Source organism: Methylobacter psychrophilus, assembly GCF_025583945.1.
GTDB lineage: Bacteria > Pseudomonadota > Gammaproteobacteria > Methylococcales > Methylomonadaceae > Methylobacter_C > Methylobacter_C psychrophilus.
Genome location: NZ_JAOEGU010000083.1, coordinates 1 through 8,332, shown reverse-complemented (window position 1 = coordinate 8,332; position 8,332 = coordinate 1). Strand labels below are relative to the sequence as shown.

Annotated in this window: 8 protein-coding genes; 3 read left to right on the top strand and 5 right to left on the bottom strand. The window is 40.5% G+C overall.

Translation table 11 applies throughout. The annotated features are described in order from the left end of the window. A partial coding sequence (locus N7974_RS20840; protein WP_394813135.1) for a helix-turn-helix domain-containing protein occupies nucleotides 1-154 on the bottom strand: 154 nt, incomplete at its 3' end. Between the two features lie 215 nt (nucleotides 155-369). Between N7974_RS20840 and N7974_RS19470 the strand changes: the two genes are divergently transcribed. The 3 genes from N7974_RS19470 (at nucleotide 370) to N7974_RS19460 (ending at nucleotide 3,378) form a co-directional block, all read left to right on the top strand. Next, a complete protein-coding gene (locus tag N7974_RS19470) occupies nucleotides 370-1,170 on the top strand; it encodes a TIGR04255 family protein (protein WP_262967205.1) in 801 nt (266 codons plus the stop codon). A gap of 18 nt (nucleotides 1,171-1,188) precedes the next feature. Beyond that, nucleotides 1,189-1,821: a helix-turn-helix domain-containing protein gene (locus N7974_RS19465; protein ID WP_262967204.1), complete on the top strand. Its 633-nt coding sequence runs from the start codon at nucleotides 1,189-1,191 to the stop codon at nucleotides 1,819-1,821. 387 nt (nucleotides 1,822-2,208) lie between these two features. Further along, the gene (locus N7974_RS19460; RefSeq protein ID WP_262967203.1) at nucleotides 2,209-3,378 is read left to right on the top strand and encodes a Fic family protein; all 1,170 of its coding nucleotides are present in this window, start codon (nucleotides 2,209-2,211) and stop codon (nucleotides 3,376-3,378) included. Between the two features lie 208 nt (nucleotides 3,379-3,586). On the opposite strand, the gene N7974_RS19455 is transcribed toward N7974_RS19460, so the two are convergent. The 4 genes from N7974_RS19455 to N7974_RS19440 all read right to left on the bottom strand — a co-directional run bounded on the left by N7974_RS19455 (nucleotide 3,587) and on the right by N7974_RS19440 (nucleotide 8,114). Continuing rightward, nucleotides 3,587-6,742, bottom strand: coding sequence for a DUF3427 domain-containing protein (locus tag N7974_RS19455; protein ID WP_262967202.1), 3,156 nt, complete (start codon nucleotides 6,740-6,742; stop codon nucleotides 3,587-3,589). Nucleotides 6,743-7,156: 414 nt separating this feature from the next. Then, complete coding sequence (locus N7974_RS19450) at nucleotides 7,157-7,345, bottom strand: hypothetical protein (RefSeq protein ID WP_262967201.1); 189 nt, start codon at nucleotides 7,343-7,345, stop codon at nucleotides 7,157-7,159. Further along, on the bottom strand, nucleotides 7,342-7,857 hold the full coding sequence (locus tag N7974_RS19445) for a zeta toxin family protein (RefSeq protein ID WP_262967200.1): 516 nt from the start codon (nucleotides 7,855-7,857) through the stop codon (nucleotides 7,342-7,344). The genes N7974_RS19450 and N7974_RS19445 overlap by 4 nt, the downstream gene beginning before the upstream one ends. Continuing rightward, nucleotides 7,854-8,114: a type II toxin-antitoxin system ParD family antitoxin gene (locus N7974_RS19440; protein ID WP_262967199.1), complete on the bottom strand. Its 261-nt coding sequence runs from the start codon at nucleotides 8,112-8,114 to the stop codon at nucleotides 7,854-7,856. The genes N7974_RS19445 and N7974_RS19440 overlap by 4 nt, the downstream gene beginning before the upstream one ends. Nucleotides 8,115-8,332 lie beyond the last annotated feature (218 nt).

Below are 8,332 nucleotides of genomic sequence, written 5' to 3'. Positions count from 1 at the left end.
GACCACTTACCCAATCGGCAAGATGTTCTTTGATAAATACCCATCTTTTTCCGGTCTTGCGCCCCGGTACTTCGCCCGTGCTGGCTTTGCGCCGCAATACCTCGGCGTTCATTATTAAAAATTGTGCGGCCTGGTTAAGATTGAGAGTTTCCATAAGTTATTTAACCGCCATTATTTTTTGTTCCAATTCGTACAAAAAATCGTCATTCCAGCCTTTGCAAAAACGCACATGCAATATTTCGTGGAACACCCTTTCCAAATAAATATATCTTTTATTTATCACCTTAAAGAATTTTTCTTGCTCATACTGTCAACCAAAATGTAAACCAAGCGCACCAGCGCACGACTACCATCATTAAGAGAAAATTCATGAGCGAAAAAATGTCCAATGCACCGGTTTACTACGCATTAGCTCAAGCACAATTTAATCCTGTGACCGCTATGAAAAAGTACGTTAGTGATATACAGGATATTCTTCGTCGTGATGGTTATACGCTTTTTGAAGCCCAAGAGGTTACACAGCTTCAGTTTATTGCTGCACCGGGAGAAATTGTAGCAGAGCCCAAATTAATCCCGACGCATACTTGGTTAATTACAAAAGCAGATAGAACCTCAGGGTTTGTTCTCAGTCAAACGTCCCTGATATATCACACGACCCATTATGAAATGAGCGATAAGTTTATTTCTGAGTTATTGTGCGGTTTAAAGGCTATTCATGATGTCGTTACTCTTGATCATTTAAGTCGATTAGGCTTGCGTTATCTTGATGCCATTCTGCCTCACTCAAATGAAAAAGTAGACTTGTATTTAGTCAATGGACTTCATGGCGTCGAATTTGGTGCGGCACAGAGATACTCATTAATTGAATCGGTTTTTGAAACAAGCAGCGGCCCTCTGTTACCTAAAGGTACCTTGGTCGCCAGAGTGCATCGCGCTACTTCTCAATTGGGGTACCCACCTGATATGGTTCCAAACGGCCTGTTGCCGATGCCGCGATTTGAAAACACAAACGTAATATCTCATGCAATCATTGATACTGATCATTTTGTTGAAGGGATTATGGCCTTGGATTTCAATCAAATTAAAGATCAATACGTTAATTTACATTCGACTAGTAAAGATGCTTTCAACGCGATGATTACCGAATACGCCAGAAAAACTTGGGCATAATAATTTTTAGAGAAATATATGTACGCTAATCAAACAGGATCACAGTGGCTTGGCTTAAAAAATCCGGTTAAAACTGCTTTTGCCATTATTAATAGGGTAGTGGTTGGCACCGGGAGTGCTTATGGGGCAGATAGAATTGAAGAATGGTCTGGCTATATTCAGCCTCGTGTAAGCATTGTTCTCTATAACGCTGTAGCAACCGTTAACCATTCATCAGTCCTTGATGTCCGTACACCTGTAGAGCATATCGAGAATATTCGCTCAGTACTCAATCCTTCTGTTTCAGACCTTGCCGGTTTGTTTGATGTGACTCGGCAAGCGGTTTATAAATGGTTGTCGGGTGATTCAATTCCAGAGCCGGAGAAACTAAATAGTATTGTAAAATTGAGTGAAATTGCCGACACTTTTAATGCAGCAAAAATATCTCGCGCCGGATCTTTACTGAAGATGAAAGCTTTTAACGGCCAGTCATTAATAGATCTATTAAAAACCGGTGATGATTGTACTGCGCAAGTTTTGGCTTTAATCTCTGAAGCAAAGGCAATGGAAGCATCCTACCAAAAGTCTGGTTTAGCATCATCAAAAGCCAAGCCCACTAATGATTGGCAGGCTTATGTTTCTATCCCCGGTTCAATTGAACCTATTAATTAGAGATAAATAAATGAGTGATCATGACACGGAATGGCTACAAGTGTAACGGGATGGCCGTAACGGATCAAGAGCTGAACGATCAAGATAATTTAAGGAGTTTATAAATCTGATTAATACACCGTCTGTCGGCATCGGCAGTTTTGGGTGCAGGTTACGAGTTAATTCTTCAGGTTGTATTCGGTTTTATTAACCATAAATGACTCTATTGGCGAGGGCTGTTTGATAGAAAAAACTTCCCGGTCAATTTATAGAAACAGGAACTTAGAGTTATTCTTGACCTTATTTAGAGATAATTTTATATTAACTATTAGTTAATTTATTGAATAAATTAGAGTAATAATGTTAAATTAAAGATATATAAAATTACCATTATAGAAAATTATTGCCATGCCTACGTTTAATCACCATGATTTAACTTTGCTCAATCCCTCGTTTGATTCACCGTTGGTTGATGTTTTGACAGAATTGGAACATTTGCGTCGGTTGCAACTGGGCGGCACCACTCCACCGCAGGTTTTTTTTCAGCTCAAACGTATCTTCCATATGTTGGAAAGCTTGGGTTCTGCTCGAATAGAAGGAAACCACACTACCTTGGCTGATTATGTGGAAAGTAAATTGGAAGGTGCCCGGCAAGCCCCTACTGATCAACTTCGGGAAATGGAAAATATTGAGGCTGCTATGGCCTATGTCGAAGACAGCATTCAATCGGGTGATAGCCTGACCGAGCACTTTATTCGTGAGTTGCATGCCATTACTGTCAAAGATCTGGAACGGGAAGGCGATGCCACACCCGGTGCTTACCGGCTTAAGCCGGTGCAAATTGCCCAGTCAGATCATTTGCCGCCAGACATTGTTCAAGTGCCGGAATATCTGCAGGCGTTGGTAAGTTTTATCAACGAGAATCATCCGCCCAAATATGATTTGATCAAGGTGGCTTTAGCGCATCACCGTTTTGGTTGGATACATCCGTTTGGTAACGGCAACGGGCGGGTGGTAAGGCTGCTCACCTACGCACTACTGATTAAATACGGCTTTAATGTTAAAGCGGGCGGCAGGGTACTAAATCCTACGGCGGTATTTTGCAATGATCGGGATCGTTATTACGCGATGTTGGCCCGCGCTGATAAAGGCTCACCGGAAGCTCTGGAAGAATGGTGTGTTTATGTCTTGCAAGGTATTTTGGACGAATTGCGTAAAGTCGATCAGTTGACTGATTTTAGTTTTTTTAGTGCGAGAATTCTTGCGCCTGCGCTGACTTATGCCAGAGAAAGAGAGCATATTACGGCAATGGAAGAAAAAATATTACATATCACTGCTAAAAACGGTGTAGCAAAGGCGGCTGACTTGGCGGTTGCCATGCCGGCAATGACCGCCGCCCGGCGCACCTATCAAATTAAAAAACTGGTTGATCGAAATATGTTGCAGCCCGTCAAGGATGGGGCGAGGCAATATACCATCGGCTTTAGCAACAGTTATTTAATACGTGGTGTTGTTCATGCACTGGCTCATGAAGGATTTATCCCGCCAACATTGAGTTATGGCGATATGCAAAAGTAATCAGTGCTGATTAATGCTGTGCTACCCGATCAATATTCCGGCAATTTTTTGCATCGGATGGTCGCTCGCACGAAAGTATTTTTACTGTTTCCCCAACCACTTAAGCTCATCCAACAAGTCATCAACTTTATTTTTTTTTGCTGACATGCCTGTATTGCCATTTACAGAAAATGAAGTTACACACAGTAGCATTCATATAGTTTGTGTATTAAGCGGCTCTCAATATTGAAAAATGCCTAAACAATTCAACCGGCATTGCATTCTTAAATTCCCATGTAATTGAAATTGGCCGCTCACCTTCTGTTTTAATTAGTGAAACTTCACCCAGTGCACTAAAAGCAGAATCTTTATTTTCACGAACAAACAAGTAAAACCGCCAGCCATTAGCAATGGGTTTGGCAACGCTATCTAAATAGCGACGTCCGGTTTTATTAGTTGTATTGGCGACATTTTGAGATTGCCAGTGAAATAATTTAGGGCTAATCGCATAATCATGATATTGAACACGCTCGTTAAAACCTTCACTTTTGTCTAAAGTCACAAACATAATCTCTATTTTACAGTCCAAAATAGCCAAACAACCTTCTCTAAATGCTGGTCGTTTAGTTTCGTTGGCATGGCCGATTGCTGTAATTATATCTGATCTTGAATAACGATTATGAAGAGAAAGTGTCCACGAAGAGGGCATGCCATAAAGATGAGAATAAGGTTGTATCGTTTGTTCTAACTGCCACTCAATGACCTCAATTAATTCGTCTTTGATGGCAGGATGTTGATCCATTAATGAAATGAATTGCGCTGGATTTATTAATTCAGATTGATGGACTAAAAATGTATGGGCAAGGATTTGAATCCTTCTTTCGTCAATTTTATTGTGAACTAAAGCTTGATGCCAAGCCTTTAAAATTTCTACATCATCAACATATAAAATACTGCCTACTCTGCGGAAAAGTTCGTCTTCTCTTGGGCCTTTTACATACGTCGGAAGTTGAGCCCGTCGTTTGAGCTCAGTCCAATAATGATTACCGGAATAAATATCTGAAATTTCAATTTCATTTTCAAGCAAAAATTCTTTTAGTTTAATTTGCGTCTTGTCTTTGGCATTTGCCCAAGCAACTAATTCGGTTGTAAGACGTGTTACATTTAAATTCAGAGCAAATTTAAGGCTCGCCAATACGCGGTCTCTAGCCACTCTATCGAATTGAATATGACAACCTGTAGGCAATAATCCAAAGCTTTTTTCAACTGAGTCTTTTATTGTCGATCTGCTTTGTCCGGTTAAGGATCTTAACAATATATCAAACCTGAAATCTTGAGAATATGTGCCAATAAAATCTAAAACTAAACAACTATCTTTATTTGGTGACAGACGCAAACCCCTTCCAATTTGTTGCTGGAACACGACTGGACTTTGGGTAGGGCGAAGCAATAATAAGGTGTTTACATCAGGTATATCGACACCCTCATTGAATAAATCACAAGTAAAAATTACTTTAAGTCTGCCATGCTTAAGTTCGTTAATAGCATGATCCCGCTCTTCTTGGGTATGTTGTCCGGTAATTGATTTTGAAGGTAAACCATGTGAATTAAAATAGTCAGCCATAAATTCAGCATGACGCACACTAATGCAAAAACCGATAGCTTTGAGCTTTTCTAAATCACTGACATAAGTTTCAACAGCTTGAAATGCTGAACGGGCGCGTATATCGCTGGCCGAAATTATATTGTCAAGTTGAACATCAATGTTTTTTTGTTTCCATTGAATGCTGGTTAAATCAATATTGTCATGGGTTGCATAATATTCAAAAGGAGCAAGTAACTCTTGATCCAGCGCATCCCATAATCTTAATGTTACCGCAGGTGAACCATCGGGTCTTGCATCGAAATATTGATTTAAACTTTTGCCATCTGCCCGCTCTGGTGTAGCGGTTAAACCTAAAAGGATAGCGGGTCTAACTGATGTAATAAATTTATCAAACGATTTGGCGGGCAGATGATGCGCTTCATCAATAATGACCATATTCCAAAAGTCCGCACCATGTTGCTCTACCAAGTTATGGTTATGTGCGGTATTAATGGTGACAAATAAATGCTCATGTTGACTCGCTTCATTATTACCATCTAATAGCTCGCCAAAATTTGAATCACGCAATACTTGTCGAAAAGTGCTAATAGCCTGTATTAAAATCTGCACCCGATGCGCAACAAATAATAAGCGTGGCTGACCGCCTTTTTCTTTTGTCAAACGCGCATAATCAAAAGCTGCAACAACGGTTTTTCCTGTGCCAGTCGCTGCGACTACCAAGTTACGGTAACGTTGATGAAGTCTTTCGGCGGCCAAGCGGTCAAGCATTTCTTGTTGATAGGGTTTAGGACTTAAATCAAACCAAGTTTGAATTGCAATTAGTTGGGAATTGTTTTGATGCGTTTTTCCGTGTCTTGATTCTGCATGTAGGGCTTTCTCTAAGGCATTGCGATGATCTTGATTATTGGGATCATAGTGGAGAAATTCACCATCATTCCAAAGTGTTTCAAAATGTGCTTGAGCATTTTTGAAAATGGGCTCGTTTGAGATTTGTGTTAATTTAACCGTCCATTCGATGCCGCTAATTAAGGCGGACTCAGATAAATTGGCACTCCCTATAAATGCTGTACCAAAACCACTATTTCGATTAAAAATCCAAGCCTTAGCATGTAGTCGTGTACGCCTTCCATCCAATGAAATTCTTAATTCAACATTAGGCAGTTCAGCCAAGGCATTGACGGCTCTTGCCTCTGTGGCACCAATATAAGTGGTTGTTAAAATGCGAAACTGTGTCCTAGATTTTCCAGTTGCATCAATCGCAGTCGCTTGCTTTAATATATCGATTATTTTTCTTACACCGCTCCATGTAATAAAACTAACCAAAATATCAACAGTGTCAACAGCTTGTAGTTCTGCAATTAGCTCATGCAACAAGGAGGGTTCGCTACGAGATGAGCTGAATAACCAAGGCGTGCGTAACCCAGTAATAGGGAAAATTCCCGGCATATTAGGTTCGTGAATAGATCGTAAAACTTGTGGAGGTTGTGCTATAAAATCAGTTTTAAGTTCAGCTTTTTCTTCAAGTCTGGCATTTTTTAGCAAGGTCGAAATTAACTTGATTTCAGCTTGGTTTTTTTCAAAACTGCTATCTTTTGATGAGGGAATTTCATCTAAAAGTTCTGGCAATCTATTCATTATTTCGGTTAACAAATACTCTCTATTCTCAACAAAAGAAGGCGTTTGGACAGTTGCTCTACCTTCGTGAATTAAATGATTTATTTCTGCTAACTCATCGTCAAGGATCAGGCGATCATATAAGCCTTTAAATAAGTTCGTCATTAAAATGCCATATTTATCGGTTAAGAATATTAAAAAAATAATACATAAGTATTCGCTTTTTAAAGATGCGTGTGATTAATTTTTTATCTTGCACCTGTTCGATGTTAATCCTTGCTATAGCAATGCATCCCATTGATGCATAACTGCCTTGTGATCAGTGCCTTCAGGTGTATAGGGAATTTCAGAAGGCAGCAATGCTGCTTCGATTTGTTGAAAAAATTGACTCATTATTATCCGTTGATTGTGTAATGCGTCTGGCTGCTGTCAGATAAAGCAGAAGCGTTTGCAGGAATTTGTAACTTTATTGGTGCCGAGAAAAGGTTCTGCAAAAAGGTTTAATTTTAAAAGCCGGCAAGCCACTGTCTTGCTCTATGAAATATCACCACACTCTGTATTTGATGTTCTTTTGTGCGATCATGATGATTTTTTTTCAGGCTCATGTGCAGGGAACGATTCCTTGATTAATTGCCCGTTGCGTACTACTACGATGGCCGTGTGCGTTTGTGCAGCATAAGCACGCGCTTGTTTTGCTGCACGCAGCAGTGCGGCTTCTACCCCGCGAGCATCAATGTCTTTTGCCCGATCCAGCGGTTTTGTGTTCATGATTCGCTCCAGTCTATAAGGGTCGGCGTGTCGCCTGCATTGTCAAAATGCAGCCAAACATCCACTAGCGGTTGATAGATATGTTTGAAATTTTTCAGGCCTGCGTCAAATCTGCGCCGAATAGTTGCCTCGGGGATATTATGACCGCCTTGACGTACCCGTTCAGATACTCGGGCAATGGCGGTATCAGCGTTAGGTAACTGTAAAAAAATAAGTTTTACATGGTAGCCCTTGGCTCGCCATTGCGGGATGACGCGAGCATAGCCCAAGCCGCTTAATGTGGTTTCAAAGGCGAAACTGCTATTTTTGGCGACATGCCCGGTAATTTCGGACAGCATGATGCGTGCCGCTTTAATAGAAACCTGTTCAGGCATAAACGGCGCAATGCCTGCGGCAATCAAATCAGCATTAATGAAGATTGGGCAATGGGCTTCGTTGGGCAAGAATTCGCGGGCGAAGGTGGTTTTTCCTGCACCATTAGGCCCTGCGATAATAACGATTTTTTTATTCATTCTTCCATTTGTTGGGCAGCAAAACGCGTGTGTAGTCTTGATTTAATGCCGTCAGCATCCAAAAGGGTTGTTTCGCTGCTGTTTGTGCCTTGTTGAATTTCACTTCTTAATTTTTCAAGGCGCAGATCACGCAACTGATCACGTTCTTCCAAGAGACGTAAAGCTTCCCGCATAACTTCGCTGACTGAATTGTAATGGCCACTTTCAACTTTGCCTTTTACCAGCTCTTCAAAATGAGGGTTTAGGGAAATATTCATGGCTTTAACTTCTTCACTTTGGCTATATATATTCAATAATAACAAATATTGATATCGATAGCTTGAATGTTAAAAAAATATGGTCTTTATAGTCAATACCTTCGCCAATTGGTATGAGTAATTTATAGATATCGGAGGAAGGAGGAGGAGAAAGGAGAAAGGAGAAAGGAGAAAGGTCAGAGAAGGTAGAATACCGCTTCTAACAGAGCATTCGCACC

What these genes read in the sequence shown, in the direction of transcription:
- N7974_RS19470 (WP_262967205.1), top strand. Translation starts at nt 370, where the DNA reads ATGAGCGAAAAAATGTCCAATGCACCGGTTTACTACGCATTAGCTCAA.
- N7974_RS19465 (WP_262967204.1), top strand. Translation starts at nt 1,189, where the DNA reads ATGTACGCTAATCAAACAGGATCACAGTGGCTTGGCTTAAAAAATCCG.
- N7974_RS19460 (WP_262967203.1), top strand. Translation starts at nt 2,209, where the DNA reads ATGCCTACGTTTAATCACCATGATTTAACTTTGCTCAATCCCTCGTTT.
- N7974_RS19455 (WP_262967202.1), bottom strand. Translation starts at nt 6,742, where the DNA reads ATGACGAACTTATTTAAAGGCTTATATGATCGCCTGATCCTTGACGAT.
- N7974_RS19450 (WP_262967201.1), bottom strand. Translation starts at nt 7,345, where the DNA reads ATGAACACAAAACCGCTGGATCGGGCAAAAGACATTGATGCTCGCGGG.
- N7974_RS19445 (WP_262967200.1), bottom strand. Translation starts at nt 7,857, where the DNA reads ATGAATAAAAAAATCGTTATTATCGCAGGGCCTAATGGTGCAGGAAAA.
- N7974_RS19440 (WP_262967199.1), bottom strand. Translation starts at nt 8,114, where the DNA reads ATGAATATTTCCCTAAACCCTCATTTTGAAGAGCTGGTAAAAGGCAAA.